This is a genomic window from Gemmobacter megaterium (genome assembly GCF_900156815.1).
In the GTDB taxonomy this organism is placed as follows: Bacteria; Pseudomonadota; Alphaproteobacteria; order Rhodobacterales; family Rhodobacteraceae; genus Wagnerdoeblera; species Wagnerdoeblera megaterium.
The window spans coordinates 130,617-154,981 of record NZ_FTOT01000001.1 but is presented as its reverse complement, the minus strand read 5'-3'; the positions used below and the strand labels follow the sequence as shown (position 1 = coordinate 154,981).

Annotated in this window: 22 protein-coding genes; 15 read left to right on the top strand and 7 right to left on the bottom strand. The window is 66.5% G+C overall.

Going from position 1 to position 24,365, the window contains the following annotated elements; translation table 11 throughout:
- Position 1: 1 nt before the first annotated feature.
- From BW970_RS00730 to BW970_RS00700, 7 genes are all read left to right on the top strand, one after another.
- The gene (locus BW970_RS00730; RefSeq protein WP_076527741.1) at positions 2-721 is read left to right on the top strand and encodes an alanyl-tRNA editing protein; all 720 of its coding nucleotides are present in this window, start codon (positions 2-4) and stop codon (positions 719-721) included.
- A 36-nt stretch (positions 722-757) separates the two neighbouring features.
- Positions 758-3,349 carry a putative PEP-binding protein gene (locus BW970_RS00725; RefSeq protein ID WP_076527739.1) on the top strand — a complete coding sequence of 864 codons (2,592 nt, stop codon included), beginning with the start codon at positions 758-760 and terminating at the stop codon, positions 3,347-3,349.
- Between the two features lie 170 nt (positions 3,350-3,519).
- On the top strand, positions 3,520-4,281 hold the full coding sequence (locus BW970_RS00720) for a cell wall hydrolase (RefSeq protein WP_076527737.1): 762 nt from the start codon (positions 3,520-3,522) through the stop codon (positions 4,279-4,281).
- A 146-nt stretch (positions 4,282-4,427) separates the two neighbouring features.
- Positions 4,428-5,774 carry a phosphoglucosamine mutase gene (gene glmM / locus BW970_RS00715; RefSeq protein WP_076527735.1) on the top strand — a complete coding sequence of 449 codons (1,347 nt, stop codon included), beginning with the start codon at positions 4,428-4,430 and terminating at the stop codon, positions 5,772-5,774.
- A 263-nt stretch (positions 5,775-6,037) separates the two neighbouring features.
- Entirely contained in the window at positions 6,038-6,874 is an 837-nt protein-coding gene (locus tag BW970_RS00710; protein ID WP_076527733.1) for a DMT family transporter, read from the top strand.
- Positions 6,875-6,922: 48 nt separating this feature from the next.
- Positions 6,923-8,479, top strand: coding sequence for a glutamine-hydrolyzing GMP synthase (gene guaA / locus BW970_RS00705; RefSeq protein ID WP_076527731.1), 1,557 nt, complete (start codon positions 6,923-6,925; stop codon positions 8,477-8,479).
- Positions 8,476-8,748 (top strand): putative quinol monooxygenase, encoded by a 273-nt coding sequence (locus tag BW970_RS00700; RefSeq protein ID WP_076527729.1) that lies wholly within the window; start codon positions 8,476-8,478, stop codon positions 8,746-8,748. Before guaA ends, BW970_RS00700 begins: the two co-directional genes overlap by 4 nt.
- A gap of 165 nt (positions 8,749-8,913) precedes the next feature.
- Here BW970_RS00700 and BW970_RS00695 read toward each other — a convergent pair whose 3' ends face one another.
- Entirely contained in the window at positions 8,914-9,693 is a 780-nt protein-coding gene (locus BW970_RS00695; protein WP_076527727.1) for a Bax inhibitor-1/YccA family protein, read from the bottom strand.
- 126 nt (positions 9,694-9,819) lie between these two features.
- Positions 9,820-10,047 carry a YjiS-like domain-containing protein gene (locus BW970_RS00690; RefSeq protein ID WP_076527725.1) on the bottom strand — a complete coding sequence of 76 codons (228 nt, stop codon included), beginning with the start codon at positions 10,045-10,047 and terminating at the stop codon, positions 9,820-9,822.
- A 123-nt stretch (positions 10,048-10,170) separates the two neighbouring features.
- On the opposite strand from BW970_RS00690, the gene BW970_RS00685 reads away from it, so the two are divergent.
- A complete protein-coding gene (locus BW970_RS00685) occupies positions 10,171-11,025 on the top strand; it encodes a LysR family transcriptional regulator (RefSeq protein WP_076527724.1) in 855 nt (284 codons plus the stop codon).
- Between the two features lie 94 nt (positions 11,026-11,119).
- Here the strand turns inward: BW970_RS00685 and BW970_RS00680 are convergent, their stop codons facing one another.
- Positions 11,120-12,079, bottom strand: a complete 960-nt coding sequence (locus BW970_RS00680; RefSeq protein WP_076527721.1) for an NADPH:quinone oxidoreductase family protein — start codon at positions 12,077-12,079, stop codon at positions 11,120-11,122.
- Positions 12,080-12,408: 329 nt separating this feature from the next.
- On the opposite strand from BW970_RS00680, the gene BW970_RS00675 reads away from it, so the two are divergent.
- From BW970_RS00675 to BW970_RS00650, 6 genes are all read left to right on the top strand, one after another.
- Positions 12,409-12,771, top strand: a complete 363-nt coding sequence (locus BW970_RS00675) for a helix-turn-helix domain-containing protein (RefSeq protein ID WP_076527718.1) — start codon at positions 12,409-12,411, stop codon at positions 12,769-12,771.
- An 80-nt stretch (positions 12,772-12,851) separates the two neighbouring features.
- Positions 12,852-13,667, top strand: a complete 816-nt coding sequence (gene hisN / locus BW970_RS00670; protein WP_076527716.1) for a histidinol-phosphatase — start codon at positions 12,852-12,854, stop codon at positions 13,665-13,667.
- Positions 13,668-13,746: 79 nt separating this feature from the next.
- Positions 13,747-14,118, top strand: coding sequence for a response regulator transcription factor (locus tag BW970_RS00665; protein WP_076527714.1), 372 nt, complete (start codon positions 13,747-13,749; stop codon positions 14,116-14,118).
- Complete coding sequence (locus tag BW970_RS00660; RefSeq protein ID WP_076527712.1) at positions 14,115-14,381, top strand: hypothetical protein; 267 nt, start codon at positions 14,115-14,117, stop codon at positions 14,379-14,381. Before BW970_RS00665 ends, BW970_RS00660 begins: the two co-directional genes overlap by 4 nt.
- A gap of 3 nt (positions 14,382-14,384) precedes the next feature.
- Positions 14,385-17,081 (top strand): ATP-binding protein, encoded by a 2,697-nt coding sequence (locus BW970_RS00655; RefSeq protein WP_076527710.1) that lies wholly within the window; start codon positions 14,385-14,387, stop codon positions 17,079-17,081.
- 57 nt (positions 17,082-17,138) lie between these two features.
- Positions 17,139-18,140 (top strand): FliM/FliN family flagellar motor switch protein, encoded by a 1,002-nt coding sequence (locus BW970_RS00650; protein WP_076527708.1) that lies wholly within the window; start codon positions 17,139-17,141, stop codon positions 18,138-18,140.
- 127 nt (positions 18,141-18,267) lie between these two features.
- Here the strand turns inward: BW970_RS00650 and BW970_RS00645 are convergent, their stop codons facing one another.
- The 3 genes from BW970_RS00645 to BW970_RS00635 all read right to left on the bottom strand — a co-directional run bounded on the left by BW970_RS00645 (position 18,268) and on the right by BW970_RS00635 (position 22,993).
- Entirely contained in the window at positions 18,268-20,208 is a 1,941-nt protein-coding gene (locus BW970_RS00645; protein WP_076527706.1) for an ATP-binding protein, read from the bottom strand.
- A 70-nt stretch (positions 20,209-20,278) separates the two neighbouring features.
- Positions 20,279-21,238, bottom strand: a complete 960-nt coding sequence (locus BW970_RS00640; RefSeq protein ID WP_076527704.1) for an NAD(P)H-dependent flavin oxidoreductase — start codon at positions 21,236-21,238, stop codon at positions 20,279-20,281.
- Positions 21,239-21,388: 150 nt separating this feature from the next.
- Positions 21,389-22,993, bottom strand: a complete 1,605-nt coding sequence (locus BW970_RS00635; RefSeq protein ID WP_076527702.1) for a carboxyl transferase domain-containing protein — start codon at positions 22,991-22,993, stop codon at positions 21,389-21,391.
- A 215-nt stretch (positions 22,994-23,208) separates the two neighbouring features.
- Here BW970_RS00635 and BW970_RS00630 point away from each other — a divergent pair, with 215 nt between their 5' ends.
- Entirely contained in the window at positions 23,209-23,808 is a 600-nt protein-coding gene (locus tag BW970_RS00630) for an OmpW/AlkL family protein (RefSeq protein WP_076529090.1), read from the top strand.
- Positions 23,809-23,873: 65 nt separating this feature from the next.
- Here the strand turns inward: BW970_RS00630 and BW970_RS00625 are convergent, their stop codons facing one another.
- Positions 23,874-24,362, bottom strand: coding sequence for a lysozyme inhibitor LprI family protein (locus tag BW970_RS00625; RefSeq protein ID WP_076527700.1), 489 nt, complete (start codon positions 24,360-24,362; stop codon positions 23,874-23,876).
- Positions 24,363-24,365 lie beyond the last annotated feature (3 nt).

Here is a 24,365-nt window from a genome sequence, read left to right as displayed (position 1 = left end):
CATGACAGAGCCACTGTACCGCACCGATGCCCATGCCCGCAGCGCCCAGGCGCAGATTGTCGCGGTGACATCCGAAGGCGGGCTGGTGGCAGAGCCTGCGCTGTTCTACCCCCAGGGCGGCGGCCAGCCCGGCGATTGCGGCTGGCTGGACTGGGAGGGCGGGACGATTCCCATTGCCACGACGGTCAAGGGCGACGATGGCGGCTCGGTCATGCTGCCGGCCGAGCCCCTTGCCCTGCCCCCGGTCGGCGCCACGGTCACGCTGCGGCTGGACTGGGATAGGCGCCATGCACATATGCGGGTCCATACCGCCTTGCATCTGTTGTCGGTGGTGATCCCGCTGCCCGTGACGGGGGGGCAGATCGGCGCAGGCAAGGGGCGGCTGGATTTCGACATGCCCGAAGCGCCGCAGGATATCGCGGCACTGGAAACCGCGCTCAACGCGCTGATCTCGCGCGATCTGCCGGTAACGACCGACTGGATCACCGATGCAGAGCTGGCGGCAAATCCGGGCCTGGTGAAAACCATGTCCGTACAGCCCCCGACGGGTCAGGGCCGGGTCCGGCTGGTACGGATCGGGCACGGCGAGACCCAGGTCGATCTGCAACCCTGTGGCGGCACCCATGTCGCGCGCACAGCGGAAATCGGCCGCGTGGCCATCGGCAAGATCGAGAAAAAGGGCCGCGTCAACCGGCGCGTGACCCTGACGCTCGAAGACTGAGCCGAAACCCCGCTTGCACACGGGCGGGGTCGGCGTATGCTTCCGGCAGCAAAAGGTGCCGCAGTGCAGAAACATCCTGACCACACGCCGATCACGCCTACCGCCGCCATCGCCGCCACCACGCATGGCTGGCGGGCGAAATGTCTGCAACGCCTGGTGCGGCTGGACCTGCCGGTGCCGCGCACCGTGGCATTGTCGTTTTCGGCCGTCCGAAGCATCGCCGCCGGGCAACCTGCCCCCGCTGCCGCCATCCTGACCGCCTTCGATGCCGCGCCGCTGGTGTCGATACGGCCCAGCCCGGAAAACCCCGACTGGGGCGGGCCGGGCACTATCCTGAACATCGGGCTGAACGCGGAACGCCACCGGCTTCTGGCAAGCAGCCATGGGCATGAAGTGGCGGATGCGCTGTATCTGCGGTTTGTTCAGGCCTATGCGATCCATGTTGCGCGGCTGGATCCGGATATGTTCGACGTGTCGGCCCCCAGCGCCGAGGCGCTGCGCACCGCGCTGCGCGCCTATGAGCAGGAAACCGACGAACCTTTCCCCCAGGATCCCGCCGTGCAGTTGACACAGGCGCTGCGGTCGATGGCCCGCGCCTGGGAAGGCACGACCGCGCGCCTGCTGCGCCAGGCCAAGGGCGCCCCCGCGGATGCTGCGCTGGGGCTTGTGGTGCAGGAAATGGCGCTTGGCATGGGGCACGGTGTCTCCGGGTCCGGGGTGATCCAGTTTGTCGATCCGACAACGGGACTGCCGCAGGTAACGGGCCGCTACCTGAGCCAGAGCCTTGGGCGCGATGCGCTGGCCCGCGCGGCCGAAGGCACCATCTATCTTGCCCGCGATCCGCGCGGCCCCTCGCTGGAAGAGCTGGCGCCCGAGGCGTTCACGGCGCTGATCCATCACGGTATCGTCTGCCGCCGCCGCCTGCGCGAGGAAATGCAGATCGAATTCACCCTCGAAGATGGCGCGCTGAAGGTGCTGGACGCGATCAAGGTGACACGTTCATCGCGGGCGACGCTGAAAATCGCCGTGGCGCTGGCAGAGGACGACATCATCGGCAAGGACGAAGCCGTTCTGCGGGTCGAACCCCGCGCGCTTTCGGAACTGCTGCATCCGCAGGTCGATCCGCGCGGCGCGCGCGATGTGGTGGTGCGCGGCATTGCCGCCAGCCCCGGCGCCGCTGTCGGGCGGCTGGTATTCTCGTCGGCAGCCGCGCAGGCGAGCGCGGCGCGCGGCGAGGGCTGCATTCTGGTACGGCGCGAAACCAGCCCCGAGGATATTCGCGGGATGCACGCCGCCCAAGGGGTTCTGACCGAACGCGGCGGCATGACCAGCCATGCGGCGGTGATCGCCCGCGGCCTTGGCCTACCTTGTGTCGTGGGCGCCTCGTCCATGCAGCTGGATGCCCGCGAGCGGCGGCTGATTGCCCCCGGCGGGCGCATCCTGCGCGAAGGCGATCTGGTCACGCTGGACGGCACCGCCGGAGAGGCGCTAGCCGGCGCCGCCGACATGCTGGCCCCCGCGCTGGACGACGATTTTCGCAAGTTCCTTGGCTGGGCCGACAGTTTCCGCGACATCGGGGTGCGGGCCAATGCCGATACGCCCGAAGATGCGCAGGTCGCCCGCGACTTTGCCGCCGAAGGCATCGGCCTGTGCCGGACCGAGCACATGTTCTTTGAATCCGACCGGCTGATCGTCATGCGGCAGATGATCTTTGCCGATGATGCCAAGGATCGCGCCTCGGCCCTGACCCGTCTGCTGCCGATGCAGCGCGAGGATTTCATCCATCTGTTCGAAATCATGGCCGGCCTGCCCGTCTGTATCCGCCTGTTCGATCCGCCGTTGCACGAATTCCTGCCCCACACGCGCGAAGGGATGCGCGAACTGGCCGAGGCGCTGGACAAGCCGCTGTCCGACATCACCCGCCGCGCCGAGGCGCTGTCGGAATTCAACCCGATGCTGGGAATGCGCGGGGTGCGGCTGGGGATCGTGCTGCCGGAAATCTACGAGATGCAGGCGCAGGCAATCTTCGAGGCGACCCTGGCCGTCGGCGCGCGCGGCATCAAGGTGGAACCAGAAATCATGATCCCCCTTGTTTCGGCCATGCGCGAGGTCGAGTTGGTGAAGACCCGGATCGACGCGGTGGCCGCCGCCGTGCGCACCAAACGCACGGTGCAGTTCGGCTACAAGCTGGGCGTCATGGTGGAAACACCGCGCGCGGCGCTGCGGGCAGGTGACATCGCGCAACACGCGGCCTTTCTGTCGTTCGGCACCAATGACCTGACACAGATGACCTATGGCCTGTCGCGCGACGATGCGGGGCGGTTCATGTCGGCCTATGTCAATCAGGGCGTATTCCCCGAAGATCCCTTTCACATGCTCGACATCGACGGGGTGGGCGAACTGCTGCTGATCGGCGCCGACCGGGGGCGCGCCACGCGGCCCGACCTGACACTTTCGATCTGCGGCGAACATGGTGGAAACCCCGAATCAATCGCCTTCTGCCGCAAGGCGGGGTTCAACTATGTCTCCTGTTCGCCCTATCGGGTTCCCCTTGCCCGGCTGGCTGCCGCGCACCTTGCGCTGGCAGACCGCGAGACACCGCTGGATGGCGAAGAAACCTTGCGATGACAGATAGTTAACATATTCGTGATCGCCCTCTAAGCCTCGGGTGCAAATGGGATTTTCCGCAGCGCGGCGTGGCATGGTGGACCAGGCGGCAATTTTGGGCTAAGAACGCGCGGTTGCCAGCCGGTCCTGCCCCGGCGGCGGCGCCCTGAAACTGACCCAGGAATTGAACCATGCACGTTCGTTCGATGCTGGTTCGCAGCCTTGTCGTGCTGTGTGCCATGTCGGGGACCGCGCTTGCCGAAGTCACGGTAAGCAAGTCCAACGACCCGAATGCAGGCTATGCCGCCGATCTGCGGCGGTTGCTGGACGGCGAACGCGCCGCGCTGGAGGCGGCGCCCCCGGTCGCATTGCGCAGTGCCAGCCCGCAGTGGTCCAAGCGGCCCAAGGCCCGCGCGGACACCAAGCTGTACGATGATGGCTGGCTGGCCACCCTGCCCACCGCCACCGGCGGCGCCGAATGGAAATGCCTGTCCGAGGCACTGTATTTCGAAGCGCGGGGCGAAAGCCTGAAAGGGCAGTTCGCGGTCGCCGAAGTGATCCTGAACCGTGTCGCCGCGCCGGGCTATCCCAACAGTGTTTGTGGTGTCGTTCTGCAAGGTGCCAGCCGCAAGGGCGGCTGCCAGTTCTCCTACGCCTGCGACGGCAAGCCCGAGGTGATTTCGGAATCGCACGCCTGGGATCGTGCGGGCAAGGTGGCCCGGCTGATGCTGGACGGCAAGGCCCGCGAACGGCTGACCGAAGGCGCCACGCATTTCCACACCCATCGCGTGCGGCCCAACTGGGCGCAGGTCTTTCCGCAGACCACCAGGATCGGCACCCATCTGTTCTATCGCCAGCCTGGCGCGGTGCCCGGTTTTGGCCGCGGCATGACGACGGTCAGCGGCAAGAACATGGAACGCGGCTCCGGGCTCGACCAGGGCACCGGACTGTAGCGCCCAGCGATCACGCCCGCATGACAGACTGGCGGGAAGCCGCGCGGCCCTGTCCGGCGGCCCTTGATCCCCTGCCCGCCCCATGGCACCCCCGTGCCAGACAGCCAGACGCAGATGTCTGGCAGAACCGCACAAAAGGACTGGGCATGAGCAGGAAGCTGTTCGGAACCGATGGGGTCAGGGGCACCGCCAACACCTATCCGATGACGGCCGAAATGGCCCTGCGACTGGGCGCAGCCGCCGGACGATACTTTCGCCGCGAAGGAAGCGGCGCGCACCGGGTGGTGATCGGCAAGGATACCCGGCTTTCGGGCTACATGCTGGAAAACGCCCTGACAGCGGGATTGACCAGCACCGGGATGAACGTGCTGTTGCTGGGGCCCGTCCCGACCCCGGCCGTGGGGTTTCTGACACGCTCGATGCGTGCCGATCTGGGCGTGATGATCTCTGCCAGCCACAACCCCGCCCATGACAATGGCATCAAGTTCTTTGGCCCCGACGGTTTCAAACTGTCGGACGAGGCCGAGACCGAGATCGAGGCGATCCTGTCGGGCGAGATCGCCCCCGCCCAACCGCAGAATATCGGTCGCGCCAAGCGGATCGAGGATGGGCGCGGTCGCTATGTTGAGTATGCCAAGACCACCTTTCCCGGCCGCGGGCGGCTCGACGGGCTGAAGGTCGTGATCGACTGCGCGAATGGTGCCGCCTACAAGGCCGCGCCAGAGGTATTGTGGGAACTGGGGGCCGAGGTGATCCCGGTGGGCGTCTCGCCCAACGGCAACAACATCAATCTTCGCTGCGGTTCCACCTATCCGCAGACCGCCGCAGAGGCGGTGGTGGCCCATGGCGCCGATGTGGGCATCTGCCTGGACGGCGATGCCGACCGGGTGATCCTGCTGGATGAGCGCGGGCAGGTCGCGGATGGCGATCAGATCATGGCGCTGATGGCCGCACGCTGGGCCGACGAGGGGCGCCTGAACGGTGGCACCTTGGTGGCGACCGTCATGTCGAATCTGGGGCTGGAGCGGTTTCTGGACCGGCGCGGCCTGCATCTGGAACGCACCGCCGTGGGCGACCGCTATGTCGTCGAGGCGATGCGGCGGGGCGGCTGGAACCTTGGCGGCGAACAATCGGGCCATATCGTGATGACCGATTATGCCACCACGGGCGACGGGCTGATCGCGGGCTTGCAGTTCCTGGCAGAGATGCGGCGCGCGGGCAAACCGGCCTCGGCCCTGACCCAAAGCTTTGAGCGGGTGCCGCAACTGTTGCAGAATGTCCGCTACACCTCTGGCCTGGAACCGCTGAGATCGGCCAGCGTTCAATCGGCGATCCGCGGGGCCGAGGCGCAGTTGTCGGGACGCGGTCGATTGCTGATCCGCAAATCGGGCACCGAACCGCTGATCCGCGTCATGGCGGAATGCGAGGACGAGGGCCTTCTGGCGCAGGTCGTCGGGACTATCGTGGCCGAGGTGCAGGCGGCGGCGGGCTGACCCGCCGCGCCTAGCGCCCTAGAATACATCCAGAACATACAACAGGATGATGATCGGGATCGGAATACCGATCAGCCAGGCAAAGATGCCTTTCATGGCGCTGCTCCCTCGATGATGTTGCTGCGAAGCCAACGCACCGCGTCGTGAAAGGTTCCGGCGATTGGCGGCGCAGCCCCCCCGCCCGTCACGCCTGTCGCCCCCTTGCCGCCCAGAGCCCGCCGCGCTAGCTGTGCGACGGTTCTGCAACGGATGGATGACCCCACATGACCCTTGGTGTGCTGCTGGCGGTGCTGGGGGCGGCGGCGCTCCATGCGCTGTGGAACGCCTTGATCCGCGTAGGCACCTCGCGCATCGGGGCCATGGTGATCCTGTCGGTGATGGAAATCCCCATCGGGCTTGCGGTGGTGGTGCTGCGCCCCCTGCCCCCGGTCGATGTCGTGCCCTGGGTGCTGGCCGCCGGGGTCGCGCATTTCGGCTACAAGTTCTTTCTGGCCCATGCCTATGAGGTGGGCGACCTCAGCCGGGTCTATCCGATCGCGCGTGGCGCAGCCCCGATGATTGCCGCGCTGGCCGGGCTGTTCCTGCTGGCCGATGCGGTGCGGCCCATCGAATATCTCGGCATCGCCGTGCTGGGGCTTGGGATCCTGACCATGGCACGCGGCGTGTTCACCGACGGCGAATCGCGCCGGCTGCTGCCCTACGCCCTTGGCTCGGCGCTGGCCACCGCCAGCTATACGCTGATCGACGGCATGGGCGCGCGGGTGTCGGGCGATGCCATCGCCTATGTCGGCTGGATCTATGTGGTCGATGGCATTCTCTTTGCCGCCGGAATGGTGGCGCTGCGCGGGCGCGGCGTGCTGGGCGGCGGCGCGCGCGCCTGGGCAACGGGGGGCGCGGCCTCTGTTGCCTCCTACGGAGCCTATGCGATCTCTGTCTGGGCCATGACGGTGGCGCCCATCGCGCTGGTGGCTGCCTTGCGCGAAACCTCCATCCTGTTCGCGGTCCTGATCGGCTGGCTGGTCTTTGGCGAACGGATGACCCCAAACAAGGCACTGGCTGCGGCGCTGATTGTCGGCGGCGTGGTCCTGACACGGCTCTAGTGCACCGCACCCCCTTGCGATTCTGCGTTTCGCGGGCTACGCGGGCGCATGACCCAGCACCAGCGCCTTCTCATCATCGACTTCGGTTCGCAAGTGACGCAGCTGATCGCGCGGCGCCTGCGGGAGCTGAACGTCTACTGCGAAATCCACCCCTACAACCGGGTGGACGATGGCTTTCTGCGCGACTTCGCGCCCAAGGCCGTGATCCTGTCGGGCGGCCCCGACAGTGTGACCCGCCCCGGCAGCCCCCGCGCGCCCGAGGCGCTGTGGACCTTTGGCGTGCCGGTGCTTGGCATCTGCTATGGCCAGCAGACCATGATGACCCAATTGGGTGGCCTGGTGGAATCGGGCCATGGCACCGCCGAATTCGGCCGTGCCTATGTGACGCCCGCCAATGATATGCTGCCCATCCTGGACGGCTGGTTCGCGGATGGCCGCGAACAGGTCTGGATGAGCCACGGCGACCATGTGTCAAAGATCGCACCCGGCTTTACCGTTTACGGCACCTCGCCCAATGCGCCCTTTGCCATCACGGCGGATGTGTCGCGCAACTTCTACGCCGTACAGTTCCACCCCGAGGTGCACCACACACCCAAGGGCGCGAAACTCTACGAGAATTTCGTTCGCCTGGCCGGCTTCACCGGCGACTGGACAATGGCCAGCTACCGCGAGGATGCGATCGCCCGGATCCGCGCACAGGTGGGCGACCGCAAGGTGATCTGCGCCCTGTCGGGCGGGGTCGACAGTTCGGTCGCCGCCATCCTGATCCACGAGGCGATCGGCGAACAACTGACCTGCGTCTTCGTGGACCATGGCCTGCTGCGCCTGAACGAGGCCGAAGAAGTCGTCACGATGTTCCGCGAGGCGTACAATCTTCCGCTGATCCATGCCAATGAATCCGACCTGTTCCTTGGCGCGCTGGAAGGGGTCAGCGACCCCGAGGTCAAGCGCAAAACCATCGGCCGCCTGTTCATCGAGGTCTTTGACAAACATGCCAAGGACATCGGCGGCGCCGACTTTCTGGCCCAGGGCACGCTCTACCCCGATGTCATCGAATCGGTGTCGTTCTCGGGCGGTCCTTCGGTCACCATCAAGTCGCACCACAATGTCGGCGGGCTGCCCGAAAAGATGGGCATGAAGCTGGTGGAACCGCTGCGCGAACTGTTCAAGGACGAGGTGCGCGCGCTTGGCCGCGAACTGGGCCTGCCGGAAAAATTCATCCGCCGCCACCCCTTTCCCGGCCCCGGCCTTGCCATCCGCTGCCCCGGCGAGATCACCCGCGAAAAACTGGACATCCTGCGTCGCGCCGATGCGGTCTACATCGACCAGATCCGCAAACATGGCCTCTATGACGAGATCTGGCAGGCCTTTGCCGCCATCCTGCCGATGCGCACCGTGGGTGTCATGGGCGACGGCCGGACCTATGATTTCGCCGTCGGCCTGCGCGCTGTCACCAGCGTCGATGGGATGACCGCCGATTACTACCCCTTCACCCATGAGTTCCTTGGCGAAACCGCCACCCGGATCATCAACGAGGTCAAGGGCGTGAACCGGGTGTTCTACGACGTCACCTCCAAGCCGCCCGGCACGATCGAGCTGGAATGATCACGCTCACCGACCTCCTTCGCTGCACGACAGCCGAGGAGGCGGCGCGCGTCCGCGCCCATCTGCCCGACCACCTGCGCCTGACCCGCGCCGAACCCGGCTGCCTGTCCTTTGATGTGGCGCCCACCGCCGACCCGTTGGTCTGGCAGGTGCGTGAACGCTTTACCGACCGCCCCGCCTTCGAGGCGCATCAGCGTCGCACGGCAGCCAGCGTCTGGGCCAGCGCCAGCGCAGGCATCCGCCGCGACTACACCCTCACCGAAGGCTGAGGGGCCAGACCGCCCCTGCACCTTCATCTTGCCACAAATACCCTCGGGGGGTGAATTGGCCGCCAGGCCAAGAGGGGGGCAGACTGCCCCCCTCCACCTGTCAGCTTGCGCAATGAAAAAGCCGGCGCGTTGTCGCACCGGCTCCACTGTATCTGTCCTGACAGCTTATTCCCGGTTGCCCAGGAATTGCAGCAGGAACATGAACATGTTGAGGAAGTCGAGGTACAGGCGCAGCGCGCCCATGATCGCCGCCTTGCCCAGCCATTCGGTATCGCCATGCTGGGCATGGGCGATATATTCCGTCTTGATCGACTGGGTGTCATAGGCCGTCAGACCGGCAAAGATCAGCACGCCGATCACCGAGATTGCAAACTGCAATGCCGAGGAGGCGATGAAGATGTTCACGATCATCGCGACGATCAGGCCGATCAGCCCCATCATCAGGAAGGTGCCCATGCCGGACAGGTCGCGCTTGGTGGTGTAGCCATACAGCGACAGGCCCGCAAAGGCGATGGCCGTCACAAGGAAGGTATGGGCGATCGACGTGCCGGTATAGACCAGAAAGATCGACGACAGCGACAGGCCCATCACGGCCGCATAGACGTAGAACACCAGTTGCGCGGTGGCTGCGGACATGCGGTTGATCATCGCGCCAAAGCCGAACACCATCAGCAGCGGGGCGAACATGATCAGCCATTTCAGCGGCGAGGCATAAAGCGCATAGCCAAGCTGCGTCAGATACTTGCCATTGCCCATTTCGGCCACGGCGGCCGAGGGGTCGGTTGTCACGGAAAGGCCGGAGATTGCCCAGGCCGCGCCGCCGGTCAGCAGCATGGCCACGGACATCAGCCCGTAAACCTTGTTCATATGGGCCTTGAGGCCCTCGTCGATCCGTACGTTCTGTGCACCGACAGATCCTGCACGGATCGTCTGATAGTCTGCCATTGGTCAGCCTCCGTCAGTCATGGCGAAAGCCGCCTGTGCAGGATCACACAGGCGTCTGACATCAATATCGGGGCGGAACCCCGGAAATTCAAGCAGTTCCGACACCGGAACATGAATTGAATGTGATCAGCGCAGCCAGTGGCGCGGCACATCCCAAGCGCTGCGCGCGGCCTCGGTCAGCGCCTGCTGGCGGCTCAGGCCGATATCGGCCAGCAGGGCATCGTCCAGCGCGGCAAGTTGACGGCGCTGCGCCGACAGCGTCATGGCGTCGCGCACCCGCGCGAACAGGCCGCGCTTGCCCTGCCGCTCGACGCGGCCAAGCGCGAGGGACGAGGTGTGGAGCGAGGCAAACATGGTCGTATCCTTTCAGGTATCGTGATCCGATTCGCCGGACCATCAAATGTCTTGATCCTTGTGCCAGAATATCGTTCATTGTAAAAGTGAATGGTTTTGAAGAATATCATCAGGATTTGTGATATGCCGCGCCAACTCGACCTCACCTCCCTGCGCAGTTTCGTGGCTATCGCCGATGCCGGCGGCGTCACGCGGGCCGCCGGTTTCCTCAATCTGACGCAATCCGCGGTTTCGATGCAACTCAAGCGGCTGGAAGAGGCGCTGGGTGTCGATCTGATGGATCGTGCGGGGCGCGGGGTGGCGCTGACGGCTGCGGGCGAACAATTGCTGGGCTATGCCCGGCGGATGCTGAACCTGAATGACGAGGCGCTGGCGCGGCTGACCGGCCAGAGCTTTGAAGGCGAGGTGGTGCTGGGGGTGCCGTCGGATATCGTCTATCCGGCGATCCCCCGCGTGCTGCGCCGGTTTGCCCAGGATTACCCCAAGATGCGCGTCACGCTGGTCTCTTCCTATACCCGTCGGCTGAAGCGGCTGTTCGAACTGGGCGAATGCGACGTGATCCTGACCACCGAGGATGTCGCCGATCCGGGGGGCGAGACGCTGCGGTCGATCCCGCTGATCTGGGTCGGGGCGCCAGGCGGCAATGCCTGGAAGCAACGCCCCCTGCCGCTGGCCTTTGAATACAACTGCATCTTCCGCACCCATGTGCAGGCGGCGCTGGACCGGGCCGGGATTCCCTGGGTGATGGCGGCGGAATCGGAAACCACACGGTCGATCGAAGCTTCGCTGTCGGCCGATCTGGCGGTCCATGTTCTGGTCGAGGGGGCGGAACCGCGCGAAATCCAGCGGGTGGCGCATGGCGGGACGCTGCCGGATCTGGGCCATACACAGGTGAACCTGTATGTGGCCGCCACGGGCCAGGGCGATGCGGCGGGCGCACTGGCCGCGATGATCCGGCAGGAATATGCCGCGCCGTGATGGCGGCGGATCACGGCGCGTCGGGGCAAAGGGCGGCTGACAGCCTTGCTTGCCCCCTGCGGCAGATCCGGATCCGGGCGAACAGCCCCCGCCGCTACATCGTGACCACGACCTTGCCAGTGGACTTGCGGCTGCGCAGCAGGTCCATCGCCTCCTCGGCGCGGTCTAGCGGCAGGGTCTGGCCGATATGGGGTTTGAGCTGGCCCGCCGCATACATGCCCATCAGTTCGGCAATGCTGTCGGCCAAGATCCGGGGTTTGAACGCCATGTAGCCGCCCCAATACACCCCCATCACCGTCAGGTTCTTGACCAGCAGCAGGTTGGCCGGGATCTGTGGCACCGCGCCCCCGGCAAAACCGATGGGCAGCAAGCGGCCCTCGGGGTTGGTGGCCCGCAGCGCGGCCATGAACGTATCGCCACCGATCGCATCATAGACCACATCCGCCCCGCCAAGCGCCTTGACCGCGGCACGCAGATCCGCGCCATCGCTGTCGATCAGGTGATCGGCACCCGCCGCCTGCGCCACCGCAAGCTTGTCGGCGCCACGCGCCGAAGCGATGACCCTTGCGCCCATGGCCTTGCCGATTTCCACCGCCGTCAATCCGACCCCGCCAGCCGCACCCGTGACCAGCAGCGTTTCGCCGGGTTGCAGGCGCGCGCGGTGTTTCAGCGCCAGATGCGAGGTGCCATAGGTGATGAGAAAGGCCGCCGCATGGTCGAACGGCATCACATCGGGCAGGCGCACGCACCGATCGGCCGGGAACACGCCCCATTCGGCCAGGCCGCCCTGCCCGGCAAAGACCGCCACGCGATCGCCCGGCGCCAGGCCCGAGACACCCGCGCCAAGGGCCTCGACCCGGCCCGCCACTTCCATGCCAAGGGTAAAGGGCGGATCGGGGCGTTCCTGGTATTCGCCCTTGACCATCAGCAGATCGGCAAAGTTGAGACCACAGGCGGCGATGCGCAACAGAACCTCGCCGGGGCCGGGTTCGGGCCGGTCGATCTCTGTCAGCCCGGCCTTGCCGCCAAAGTCCATGACACGATAGGCACGCATGAGAATCCCCCTGTGATTGGTCGCCCCGGACGGTAGCGGCTTGGGTATTGCAAGACCAGCGCTTGCAGAATGCAATTTATGCGCGACCTGCCAATTCGCAAAATGCAGCGATTTTTGCAAAATGCAAAGCCTCACTCAACCCTTGGCGGGTAAAATGCCCAAAAGATAACAGCCATAACGTGGGTTTCCCTTGTCTGACGCGAAAATCTGCTACCTTGACGGGCATCAAGCCGTCAGATTCCTTGCAGTGCGGGAAAAATATGAAACAAATCTTTCCAGGGCCGCGAGTGTTGGCCCTAAGGTAACGAGGTCCGGGAAGGGAAAGTACCATGAAGCACCCAGTAGACGCTCATGTCGGCAAACGCATCCGTCACCGCCGCTGGATGGTGGGGATGACACAACAACAACTGGCCGACCGTGTGGGTATCAAGTTCCAGCAGATCCAGAAATACGAAACCGGCATGAACCGGGTCAGCGCCTCGCGGCTGTACGATATCTCGCGCGAGATGGAGGTGCCGGTCAGCTTTTTCTTTGACGGGCTGGATGCCGCCGAGACGCCGCACCCCGCAGGAGATCTGATGGGCGACAAGGAGGCGATGGAGCTGATCCGCGCCTATTACAGCATCCCCGAAGCACAGCGGCGGCGGCTGTTCGATCTGGCACGCGTGCTGTCGGATACGTCGGCGGCCTGACCCCGGCCCCGGACTGCGGGCTTGACCGCCCTGCCCCTGCCGCGCTAGCCGCGGCAGGGAACAACGGACCGGAGGCCGCAATGATCCCTCAACGCGATGCACAGACCGCTGCCGAACTGGTGGCCGTGGCCGAAACCCTGGCCGATGCGGCGCGGGTGGCCACGCTGGCGCATTTCCGCCGGACAGATCTGGCGGCCGACAGCAAGGAAACCGACCGCTTTGATCCGGTGACAGAGGCGGATCGGGCCTCGGAAGATGCGATGCGGGCGCTTCTGGCGCAGTTGCGGCCCGATGACGCCATTCTGGGCGAAGAGCGCGGCCTGACAGCGGGCACCAGCGGGCTGACCTGGGTGCTGGATCCGATCGACGGGACCAGGGCCTATCTCTCGGGAACGCCCACCTGGGGCGTGCTGATCGGCGTCACCGATGCCACCGGCCCGGTGCTTGGCATCATCGACCAGCCCTATATCGGCGAGCGTTTCATCGGGGCGCCCGGCGTGGCGCAGGTGACAGGGCCGCAGGGCACCGCCCCATTGCGCAGCCGCGCGCCGCGCCCTCTGGCGCAGGCCATCCTGTTCACCACCTTTCCCGAAGTGGGCACGCCCGCCGAAGGCGCGGCCTTTCACCGGCTGGCGCGGCAGTGCAGGCTCGTGCGCTATGGCATGGATTGCTATGCCTATGGCCTGATCGCCGCGGGGCAGATCGACCTGGTGGTCGAAGCCGGATTGCAGACCTATGACGTGGTGGCCCCCATCGCGGTGATCGAGGCGGCAGGCGGTATCGTCACCGACTGGCAAGGGCGGCCGGCCCATGGTGGCGGGCGCATCCTTGCCGCCGCGAATGCCACCATCCATGCCGAGGCGCTGGCCGTGCTGTCGCAGGCGCCCGATCCATGACAGGGTTTTGACAGATCCGTGAATTGCGGCAATAGTCGCGCATGGCACCATGCCAACCGCACGGAGGGGAGGCCGACGGATGGGCAAGCACGTGCTCCTCATCGAGGACGAGCCGAACATATCCGAGGCGATCCGCTTCATCCTGACCCGCGACGGGTTCCGGGTGTCGTGCCATGATCAGGGCCGCGATGCGCTGGAGGTGGTGCGGGCCGAGCGCCCCGATGCGCTGATCCTGGATGCCATGCTGCCGGGCCGCACCGGATATGACATCCTGCGCGACCTGAGGGCAGAGCCGGATACCGCGCTGTTGCCCGTGCTGATGCTGACCGCGCGTGGCCAGGGGCGCGACCGCGAACTTGCAGAATCGGCAGGGGCCAGCGGATTCATGGCGAAACCGTTTTCCAACGCCGAGGTTCTGGCCTCGGTCCGTGCGCTGCTGGGTCAGGCATGAAACCGCCGCGCCAGCCGCTGTTCGTGGCCCCGCGCATCTATCGCAGCCGCCGTCTGCGGGATGCGGCACGCATCCTGCCGGTGCTGGGCGGGTTTCTGGTGCTGGTGCCCATCCTGTGGGATCCCGCCGGTGACGGCGCGCGGTCCACGGCGCGCGACGGGATCTATCTGTTCGTGCTGTGGGGCGCGCTGATCCTGGCCGCCCGCCTGCTGGCCCCCCGCCTGGGAGAAGACCCGCCCGCCCCCGGACAGACAGAGGATTAGGCGGTGCCCTTCAACCTGCTGATCCTTGCCTGCCTTGCCTATGTCGCCTTCCTGTTCGCGGTGGCCTTTCTGGCCGACCGGCGGGCCGAGGCGGGTACGCTGCCCTGGCTGCGCTCGCCCATGGTCTATACGCTGTCGCTGTCGGTCTATTGCACCGCATGGACCTTCTATGGCGCGGTTGGCTATGCCGCGCGTTCGGGGCTGGAATTCCTGACGATCTATCTTGGCCCGACGCTGGTGTTTGTCGGCTGGTGGGTGATCCTGCGCAAGCTGGTGCGGATCGCCAAGGCGCAGCGCATCACCTCGATCGCCGATCTGATCTCCAGCCGCTACGGCAAATCCAGCCTGCTGGGCGTGGTGGTGACGGCTATCTGCGTTACCGGAGCGACGCCCTATATCGCCTTGCAACTGCAATCGGTGGCGCTGTCGTTTTCGGTCTTTGCGTCGGACACGCCCGATGGCTGGCACCTGCCCGACCGCGACACGACGGCGCTGTGGGTGGCGGCGGGTCTGGCGCTGTTCACGGTATTGTTCGGCACCCGCAACCTGGATGCCAACGAACAGCACCATGGCGTGGTAATGGCCATTGCCGTCGAGGCGGCGGTCAAGCTGGTGGCGCTGGTCGCGGTGGGGGTCTTTGTCGTATGGATCGTCGCCGATGGCCCGGCCGATATCGTGACCCGGATCGACAATTCGCCGATTGCCGGATGGCAGATGGTGCCGGGCCGCTGGGCCGGGCTGATCTTTCTGTCCGCCGCCGCCATTCTGACCTTGCCCCGCATGTTCCAGGTTCTGGTGGTGGAGAACGCCGACGAGCGCCACCTGACGACGGCCAGTTGGGCCTTTCCGCTGTATCTTGCCGCCATGAGCCTGTTCGTGGTGCCCATCGCCGTGGTCGGCCTGGATATCCTGCCGGAAGGATCGAACCCCGATCTGTTCGTGCTGACCCTGCCTCTGGCGCTGGATCAGGGCGGGTTGGCGATGCTGGCGTTTCTGGGCGGGTTTTCCTCGGCCACCTCGATGGTGATCGTCGCGGCAATCGCGCTGGCAACCATGGTGTCGAACCATGTGGTCATGCCGTTGATCCTGGCCTTTGGCGAACGCAAGGGGAAAGAACCGGGCGACCTGCGCCGCGTCGTTCTGCTGGCGCGGCGATTGTCCATCGCCGGGGTGATGGCGCTGGGATATGGCTATTACACCCTGACCGGCGGCAGTGGCGCGCTGGCCGCAACCGGGCTGATCGCCTTTGTCGGGGTGGCGCAGATCCTGCCCGCGATGCTGGGCGCCATGTTCTGGCGCGGCGCCACGCGCACGGGTGCGTTGCTTGGGCTGTGTGCCGGCTACGGGCTGTGGCTGTATACGCTGTATCTTCCGTCCTTCGGGCAAGGCGGGGTCATTCCGGTGCAGGTGTTTGTCGAGGGGCCTTGGGGGATCGGCTGGTTGCGCCCCGAGGCGCTGTTCGGCATCGACGGCATGGATCCCCTGCTGCACGCGATGTTCTGGTCGCTGGCCATGAACACCCTGCTGTTCGGTCTTGGATCGCTGCTGACCTTCCCGTCCCCGATGGAACGTCTGCAAGGTGCGCGCTTTGTTCAGGCCTTCGATCAGTCGGGCCCGGCGTCCAGTTGGGCGCGCGGCCAGGCCGAAGCCGAGGATCTGCTGGTGATGGCCCAGCGCATCATGGGCGAGGATGTGGCGCTGGCCTATTTCCAGACCCATGCTCGGGTGCAGGGCAAGGATGGCTATCTGCCCGACATCACCCCCGATTTCATGAACGATCTGGAACGGCGGCTGTCGGGGTCGATCGGCGCCGCAGCCGCCCATGCGATGATCGCCCAGATTGCCGGGGGCGCCGCCGTATCGGTCGAGGATCTGATGGCGGTGGCCAACGAAACCGCGCAGATGATGGAATATTCCGCCCGGCTGGAAGCGCAGCAGGATGAACTGACCCGCACCGCCCGCCAATTGCGCGAAGCAAACGAGAAACTGACCCAGCTTTCGGTTCAGAAAGACGCCTTTCTCAGCCAGATCAGCCATGAACTGCGCACCCCCATGACCTCGATCCGCGCGTTTTCCGAGATCATGATGGACGACGACGTGCCCCCGGATCTGAACGCGCGCTATGCCCGCATCATCCATGACGAGGCGATCCGCCTGACCAGGCTGCTGGATGATCTGCTGGACCTGTCGGTGCTGGAAAGCGGCACGGTGCAGCTCAGCCTGCGCAGCGCCAGCCTGCATGACATGCTGGACCGCGCGCTCCATGCTGCCGGTTCTACCCGGCCCGAACGCGCCTTTACCATCCAGCGCGACCCGCAGAGCGAACAGATCACCGTGACCTCGGACATCGACCGGCTGACGCAGGTCTTTATCAACGTGATCTCGAATTCGCGCAAATATTGTGATGCCGGGGCGCCGGTGCTGCGTATTGCCGTCCGGCGCAAGGGCGCGCAGATCCGGGTGGATTTCATCGACAATGGCAGCGGTATTGCCAAGGGATCGCAGGCGCTGATCTTCGAGAAATTCGCCCGGCTCACCGATTCGGCCCAGGCGGGTGGCGCAGGGCTGGGCCTGGCGATCTGCCGCGAGATCATGCAGAATCTGGATGGCGACATCTCTTACGTTCCCGGACAGGGCGGGGCCGCCTTTCGCGTCGCCTTTCCGATGGTGCTGGTTCTGCCCGAAAACCGCAGGACGTAAACCTGCCGCTAACCCCGGCATGGCACAGTGGCCCCCACGCAGAAGAAGGGTGGCGGCATGTCGGCACAGGGGGTTCTCAGACGCAAGGTCGCGGTGCGCAGGGCCGATCATCGCGGTGTCGAAACGGGTGCGCGCGCCTGGCGCACCGCCTTTGCCCGCGTCGCCCGCGATATGGTCGGGCTGGATCTGGCGGTCCCGGTGCTGCACGATGACCGCCGCTCGCTGACGGAACTGCTGGAACTTGTCCCCGAGCGTGCGCTGCTGGCCGTGCTGGAAGGGCCGGGGCAAGGGCTGGGCCTTTTGGCGATGTCGCCGGAACTGACCGCCTCGGTGATCGAGGCGCAGACCATCGGCCGCATATCCGCCAGCCCCCCCCTGCCGCGCCGCCCCACCCGCACCGATGGCGCCATGGCGGCCCGGCTGATCGACGGTGCGCTGGCCGCACTGGAAACCGCGCTGGCGCATTCGCCTGATCTGCGCTGGACCGCGGGCTTTCGCTATGCCTCGTTTCTGGACGAGCCGCGCCCGCTTGGCCTTCTGCTGGAAGATATTCCCTACCGCTTGCTGATCTGCGACCTTGATATCGCCGATGGCCTTCGGCGGGGGCGGGTGCTGCTTGCCCTGCCGGCCGAAGGACGGGGGCCCAAACCCACGCCGCACACCCCTGACGAGACGCCGTCCACGACCCTGGCCTGGCAAGCCGCGCTGAATGGCGCGGTCCTGGGGGCAGACGTGGCCATAGATGCGGTAATCGGTCGATTGCGGCTGCCGCTTGGTCAGGCGATGGGACTGGAGGCCGGGGCAATCCTGCCGCTGACCGGGGCGCGGCTGGATTGTATCGCCCTGATCGGTCCTGCCGGGCAACCGATGGGCACGGCACGGCTGGGGCAGAACCGGGGATTGCGCGCCCTCAAGTTCCAGGCGGCAGAGACTGACGCGGGCGGGCAGCACCCCGCCCATGCGACCGCTGCGGCCCAAACATCGGTGGCGCCCCCCGCACTCGCCGCCCCGGCCTCTGCGCCCGTCGGCGCGGTGGCCCCCCTTGCGCGCAGTGCCTGATGTGGTCAGGGGCGAACAGCGATGCCGCCGCCAGATTGGCGCATCCTGGCCCGCAAGCCGCCACGGCCCCGGCGCCCGGCCCGATGCCGCAAACGCGCGCGCACATCCTGCCGGGCTGCGGCGGGTGCTATGCCTCTGGTTCCAGGGCGATCAGCGCCGCGCCCGCCTCGACCTGGGCACCGGGGGCAACCAGCACCTCTGCGACGACACCATCGCGCGCCGCTGTCAGGACATGCTCCATCTTCATCGCTTCCAGAACCGCCAGACGATCCCCCGCCGCCACCGCCTGCCCCGTCGCCACGAACACCGCCTTGACCAGCCCCGGCATTGGCGAAAGCGTGATATTGCCACCCGCCCCGCTCGTGAGGCCCCGCGCCAGCGGGTCATGCAGGGCAAAGCTGACGCATCCGCCATCGAAGACATGCACTGAACCACCCGCCACGACGACCGACGCCTGCGACGGCGCATCCCCGATCCACCAGCGCCCGCCGATCCGGCGGCAGGCATGGGCCTGGCCCTCCAGCTCGACCTCGATGGCCTCGGGACCGGCAAGCCGGACCACCGCCTCCAGCACCGTGTCGCCACGCTCCAGCCGCACGGTCCGGTTCAGCGGCGCCCACAGGGCAAAGCCGCCCGGCACAGACGCGCCGTCCCACAGGCCTGCGGCGGCCAACACTGCCGCCACCGGCACCACCGGGGCCACTGGCGGGTCTGCCACCAGCGCAGACAGGTCGCGTTCGATCAAGCCGGTATCGACATCCCCGGCCGCAAATCCGCTGTGCCGCGCCAGCGCCCCCAGGAACGCCAGATTCGTGACCGACCCCGCCACCTGGGTCCGCGCCAACCCATCGGCCAATTGCTGCAAGGCAGCCGCACGGGTCGGGCCATGGACGATGACCTTGGCGATCATCGGGTCATACCACGGGCTGATCGCATCGCCCGTGCGCACCCCGCTGTCGGCCCGCACACCCGGCGGAAAGGCCAGATGATCCAGCCGCCCGGTCGCTGGCAGAAACCCTGCGGGCACGTCTTCGGCATACAGCCGCGCTTCGAACGCATGGCCGGTGATCGTCAGATCCTCCTGCCGCACAGGCAGGGACTCGCCACTGGCGACACGCAACTGCCATTCCACCAGATCGACGCCGGTGATCGCCTCGGTCACCGGATGTTCGACCTGAAGCCGCGTGTTCATCTCCATGAACCAGAACCCGTCGGACCGCAGGCCCCGGCTGCTGTCGACGATGAATTCAATGGTGCCCGCGCCCTTGTAGCCGATCGCCTCGGCCGCGCGCACGGCGGCGGCCCCCATGGCCGCGCGCATCTCGGCCGTCATGCCGGGGGCGGGGGCTTCCTCGATCACCTTCTGATGGCGGCGCTGCAACGAGCAGTCGCGCTCGAACAGATGCACCGCGCGGGTGCCATCGCCAAAGACCTGCACCTCGATATGGCGGGGTTTCTCGACATATTTCTCGATCAGCACCGCAGGATTGCCAAAGGCCGTCCGCGCCTCGCCCTGGGCGCTGGCCAGCGCATCGGCGAAATCCTGCGGACGTGTGACCTTGCGCATCCCCTTGCCACCACCGCCAGCCACCGCCTTGATCAAGACCGGATACCCGATGGACTCGGCCGCCCCCGCCAGATGCTCGGGGTCCTGGTTTTCGCCATGATAGCCCGGCACGACGGGCACGCCCGCCTCTTGCATCAGGCGCTTGGCGGCATCCTTGAGCCCCATGGCCCGGATCGCGCTGGCCGAGGGCCCGATGAAGGTAAGGCCCGCCGCCTCGACCGCATCGACGAAATCGGGGTTCTCGGACAGGAAGCCATAGCCGGGATGAATGCCCTGTGCCCCGGTGGCCTGCGCCGCCGCGATGATCCGAGCACCCTGGAGGTAGCTGTCGGCCGGGGCCGGGCCGCCGATATGGACCGCCTCGTCCGCCATGGCGACATGCTTGCCCCCCCGGTCGGCATCGGAATAGACGGCCACGGTTGCCACGCCCAGTTTGCGCGCGGTCTCGATCACCCGGCAGGCGATCTCGCCGCGGTTGGCGATCAGGATTTTCTGGAACATGTCGGACCTCGGTTCGGGATGGGCGGGCGTCGGCGCGGGGGGCTGCCCCCGCACCCCCGGAATATCTGGATCACGGCAAAGACAGCAGGCGCTGGTCTGCCTCGGACGAAATTCTGGCAAGGATATCGGCCGCAGGGCGAATGTCATGGATCAGGCCCACGGCCTCTCCGACGACCGGGCTTCCCGCTTTGGCATCGCCCGTGGCCTGCGCCTGGGCCCAGCGGTCCCGCGCCGGGGCATCGGCACGCAGCGCCTCGGTCGCCGTATCGGTGGCCCAGCGGTCGGTAAAGGCGCTGCGTAGGGTGCGGATGGTGAACGGCGCGGGCCAATCCAGCAGGCGGGCCGCATCGGGCGCCCGGCTGCGCAAGGTGGCATCGCCGTTGGCCGCCACGGCGGCCTGGTGGAACCCGGCAGGCGCCAGCGCCTCGGCCGCCGCCCAGAAGCGCGAGCCGATCATGGCGCCATCGGCCCCCAGCATGAGCGCCGCCGCAACCCCCCGGCCATCGGCGATACCGCCCGCCGCAAGCAGCAGCGTCCGGGGCGCACGCGCAGCCAGCAGATCGGCAAGTTCCGGCACCAGCGACATGGTGCCACGGGTGGCGCCATGCCCCCCGGCCTCTGCCCCCTGGGCGACGATCACGCGGGCCCCGGCGTCCAATGCGGCATGGGCGTGGTCCAGCGTCTGGCACTGGCAGATCAGCGGAACGCCTGCGTCATGGATGGCGGCGGCAAAGGGCGCCGGATCGCCGAAGGACAGCATCACCGCCTTTGGCGCCCGCGCCAGCGCCGCGGCAAGCACCGCCGGGGTCAGGCGCCAGGTGATGAAGCCAACGCCAATCGGCGCATCGCCCGCCCGATCCCATTCCGCCGCGATCCAGTCGGGATCGCCGTAGCCACCGCCCAGCAGGCCAAGCCCGCCAGCCCTGGCCACAGCCGCCGCCAGCGCGCCGCCAGCGGCCCCGGCCATGGGGGCAAGGGCCACGGGATGGGTCAGATCGAAGGCCGTCGTGAAGCGTGTCGTCACAGGCATGGGGACCATCCGTTGCAAGGCTGCATATGGGGCGCCGCGTGGAGGCCACGCCGGACCGCAGGGGCGGGCATCGCATCCCGCCGCAGGCACATGGCGCGAAACCGCCACGGGCCGCCGGACAGATCACAAGGCTTCGCGCGGCTCATCGCGCTACATCCGGAACACGCCGAAGCGTGTCGGCTCGATGGGTGCGCACAGTGCCGCCGACAGCGACAGGAACAGCGCCTGCCGCGTCTTGCGCGGGTCGATGATGCCATCATCCCACAGCCGGGCCGAGGCATAAAGCGGGTGGGACTGGCGCTCGAACATCTCGATGGTCGGGCGTTTGAATTCGGCCTCGTCCTCAGCCGACCACTGGCCGCCTGCCCGTTCGATCCCGTCGCGCTTGACGGTGGCCAGCACACCGGCGGCCTGTTCGCCGCCCATCACCGAAATGCGGCTGTTGGGCCAGGTCCACAAGAAGCGCGGCTGGTAGGCGCGGCCCGCCATGCCATAATTGCCTGCCCCGAACGAGCCACCCACCAGCATGGTGATCTTGGGCACATTGGTGGTGGCCACCGCCGTGACAAGCTTGGCACCATGGCGGGCGATGCCCTCGTTCTCATATTTGCGACCGACCATGAAGCCGGTGATGTTTTGCAAGAAGACCAACGGGATATTGCGCTGCGAGCAAAGCTCGACGAAATGCGCGCCCTTGACCGCCGCCTCCGAGAACAGCACGCCGTTGTTGGCGATGATGCCAACGGGACAGCCCATCACATGGGCAAAGCCCGTCACCAGCGTTTCGCCGAAACGTGCCTTGAATTCGTCAAAGCGGCTGCCGTCGACAACGCGGGCGATGACCTCGCGGATGTCATAGGGCGTGCGCAGATCGGCGGGGACGACACCCAGGATGTCCTCGGGGTCATGGGCCGGGTCTTCGGGCGACTGCCATTGCACGGTGGCGGGTTTGGCGCGGTTGAGGTTGCCCACGGCACGACGGGCCAGCGCCAGCGCATGGGCATCGTCTTCGGCCAGATAATCGGCCACGCCGGACAGGCGGGTATGCACATCGCCGCCGCCCAGATCCTCGGCGCTGACCACCTCGCCGGTGGCCGCCTTGACCAGCGGAGGACCGGCCAGAAAGATGGTGCCCTGATCCTTGACGATGATCGTCACATCCGACATCGCAGGCACATAGGCGCCGCCTGCGGTGCAACTGCCCATGACCACGGCAATCTGCGGAATGCCCTTGGCGGACATCCGCGCCTGATTGTAGAAAATGCGCCCGAAATGGTCGCGGTCGGGGAAAACCTCATCCTGGTTGGGCAGGTTGGCACCGCCCGAATCCACCAGATAGACGCAGGGCAACTGGCATTCCTCGGCAATCTCTTGCGCGCGCAGGTGCTTTTTCACGGTCATCGGGTAGTAGGTGCCACCCTTGACCGTGGCATCGTTGCACACGACCATCACCTCTTGCCCCATCACGCGACCGATGCCGGTGATAACGCCTGCGCAGGGGGCATCGCCGTTGTACAGGCCATGCGCCGCCGTGGCGCCGATTTCCAGAAACGGCGAGCCGGGATCCAGCAGGTTGGCCACCCGGTCGCGCGGGGCCATCTTGCCACGGGCGATGTGGCGGGCGCGGGCCTTTTCGCCGCCCCCTGCCGCTGCCGCCGCTGCGGCCTGGGCAACGGTGTCCAGCAATGCCAGATGCGCGGCGCGGTTCGCCTTGAAGGTCTCCGAAGTCGGAAGGGCCTTGGTCGTCAGCTTCATGGGCGGTTCCCTTCTGGGGATGTCAGGGCGCGGCCAAAGGCGGCCGGTCTGATGCAATATGTCATAGTCATGTTTTTCACATGCGCATCATGGGCTTGCTTGCGCATCCGGGCCGAAATGCCGCAGGCGGTTTCGCGGTGCGCTTGATCCAGATCAACGTGTTGCGCGGGCACGCAGGCGCAGGGTCGGCCCGCAACCAACCTGCGAGAAAACCGATGAAACGTTCCTTGATGTCCCTTGCCATGATCGCTGTCATGGGCACGGCCGCCCCGGCGCTTGCGCAGTCCAGGGGTGACATGACGCTGGGCTTTGGCTTGGGTGTCGTCGCGCCCAAATCGAACAATGGCACGCTGACCGCCGGGCCGCTGAGCATTGGCAACAGTGCGCGCCCGACAATCACCTTCGAATATTTCATCCGCGACAATCTGGGCATCGAGGTTCTGGCCGCCACGCCCTTCAAGCACGATCTGAAGGTGGGCGGGGCCAAGATCGGATCGACCCAGCACCTGCCGCCCACGCTGTCGCTGAACTGGCATTTCCCGACGGGTAGCGCGGTCAAACCCTTTGTCGGCCTTGGGGTGAACTATACCAAATTCTTCGAAGAGAAATCCCCGCTGGGCAGCGTGAAGATCGGCGATAGCTGGGGCCTCGCGGCGCAGGTCGGGCTGGATTATGCGGTCAGCGAAAAATCGGCGCTGCGGATGAACCTGCGCTGGATCGACATCAATGCCGATGTGTCGCTGAACGGCGCCAAGATCGGCAAGGCCCAGGTGGACCCGCTGGTCTTTGGCCTTGCCTATGTGATGAAGTTCTGATCGCCCCGCTGCCGTGGCGCGCGCGGGAGTGCGCGCCGCGCAGGGGGATCGGCCGGGGCGGCGCATCAGCGGTCTGCCTCGGCCACCCGCGCCTCAAGCGCAAGGGCCTGATCCGCGGTGATCTGCATCAGGCAGGCCAGCGTGGCGGGCCCCGCCCCGGTGCCATTGCCCCATTGCGCCGCCTCATAGGCGCAGGCCGCATCGCGCCAGCCGATCCAGGCGCGCTGCATGTCGCGCAAGGCCGACTGGCGGTTGGCAACAGGTTCGCCTGCCACCGTTGCCGCCCGGTCCTGCCGCGCATGGATCGAGGTCAGCGCCTTGTAGGCCGCGTTCAGCCGGTCATCCCACCACACGCGCTCGTTCTCCAGGCAGAACCCCATGCCATAGGTGGAGTCGCCGCCCGGATTGCCCGCCATGCAGGCATCCGCCGCCTTGCCTGCGCAATCGGTGCCACCTGCGACCAGACAGGCCGCCGTCGCATCCGGGGCAAAGGTCATGTCCTGCGCCAGCGCCGGGGCGGGACACAGGGCAGCAAGAACCAGAACACTGCGCATCGC

Bases quoted from the DNA above. Each gene is read 5' to 3' on its own strand.
- BW970_RS00730 (WP_076527741.1), top strand. From the start codon at position 2: ATGACAGAGCCACTGTACCGCACCGATGCCCATGCCCGCAGCGCCCAG.
- BW970_RS00725 (WP_076527739.1), top strand. From the start codon at position 758: ATGCTTCCGGCAGCAAAAGGTGCCGCAGTGCAGAAACATCCTGACCAC.
- BW970_RS00720 (WP_076527737.1), top strand. From the start codon at position 3,520: ATGCACGTTCGTTCGATGCTGGTTCGCAGCCTTGTCGTGCTGTGTGCC.
- glmM (WP_076527735.1), top strand. From the start codon at position 4,428: ATGAGCAGGAAGCTGTTCGGAACCGATGGGGTCAGGGGCACCGCCAAC.
- BW970_RS00710 (WP_076527733.1), top strand. From the start codon at position 6,038: ATGACCCTTGGTGTGCTGCTGGCGGTGCTGGGGGCGGCGGCGCTCCAT.
- guaA (WP_076527731.1), top strand. From the start codon at position 6,923: ATGACCCAGCACCAGCGCCTTCTCATCATCGACTTCGGTTCGCAAGTG.
- BW970_RS00700 (WP_076527729.1), top strand. From the start codon at position 8,476: ATGATCACGCTCACCGACCTCCTTCGCTGCACGACAGCCGAGGAGGCG.
- BW970_RS00695 (WP_076527727.1), bottom strand. From the start codon at position 9,693: ATGGCAGACTATCAGACGATCCGTGCAGGATCTGTCGGTGCACAGAAC.
- BW970_RS00690 (WP_076527725.1), bottom strand. From the start codon at position 10,047: ATGTTTGCCTCGCTCCACACCTCGTCCCTCGCGCTTGGCCGCGTCGAG.
- BW970_RS00685 (WP_076527724.1), top strand. From the start codon at position 10,171: ATGCCGCGCCAACTCGACCTCACCTCCCTGCGCAGTTTCGTGGCTATC.
- BW970_RS00680 (WP_076527721.1), bottom strand. From the start codon at position 12,079: ATGCGTGCCTATCGTGTCATGGACTTTGGCGGCAAGGCCGGGCTGACA.
- BW970_RS00675 (WP_076527718.1), top strand. From the start codon at position 12,409: ATGAAGCACCCAGTAGACGCTCATGTCGGCAAACGCATCCGTCACCGC.
- hisN (WP_076527716.1), top strand. From the start codon at position 12,852: ATGATCCCTCAACGCGATGCACAGACCGCTGCCGAACTGGTGGCCGTG.
- BW970_RS00665 (WP_076527714.1), top strand. From the start codon at position 13,747: ATGGGCAAGCACGTGCTCCTCATCGAGGACGAGCCGAACATATCCGAG.
- BW970_RS00660 (WP_076527712.1), top strand. From the start codon at position 14,115: ATGAAACCGCCGCGCCAGCCGCTGTTCGTGGCCCCGCGCATCTATCGC.
- BW970_RS00650 (WP_076527708.1), top strand. From the start codon at position 17,139: ATGTCGGCACAGGGGGTTCTCAGACGCAAGGTCGCGGTGCGCAGGGCC.
- BW970_RS00645 (WP_076527706.1), bottom strand. From the start codon at position 20,208: ATGTTCCAGAAAATCCTGATCGCCAACCGCGGCGAGATCGCCTGCCGG.
- BW970_RS00640 (WP_076527704.1), bottom strand. From the start codon at position 21,238: ATGCCTGTGACGACACGCTTCACGACGGCCTTCGATCTGACCCATCCC.
- BW970_RS00635 (WP_076527702.1), bottom strand. From the start codon at position 22,993: ATGAAGCTGACGACCAAGGCCCTTCCGACTTCGGAGACCTTCAAGGCG.
- BW970_RS00630 (WP_076529090.1), top strand. From the start codon at position 23,209: ATGAAACGTTCCTTGATGTCCCTTGCCATGATCGCTGTCATGGGCACG.
- BW970_RS00625 (WP_076527700.1), bottom strand. From the start codon at position 24,362: ATGCGCAGTGTTCTGGTTCTTGCTGCCCTGTGTCCCGCCCCGGCGCTG.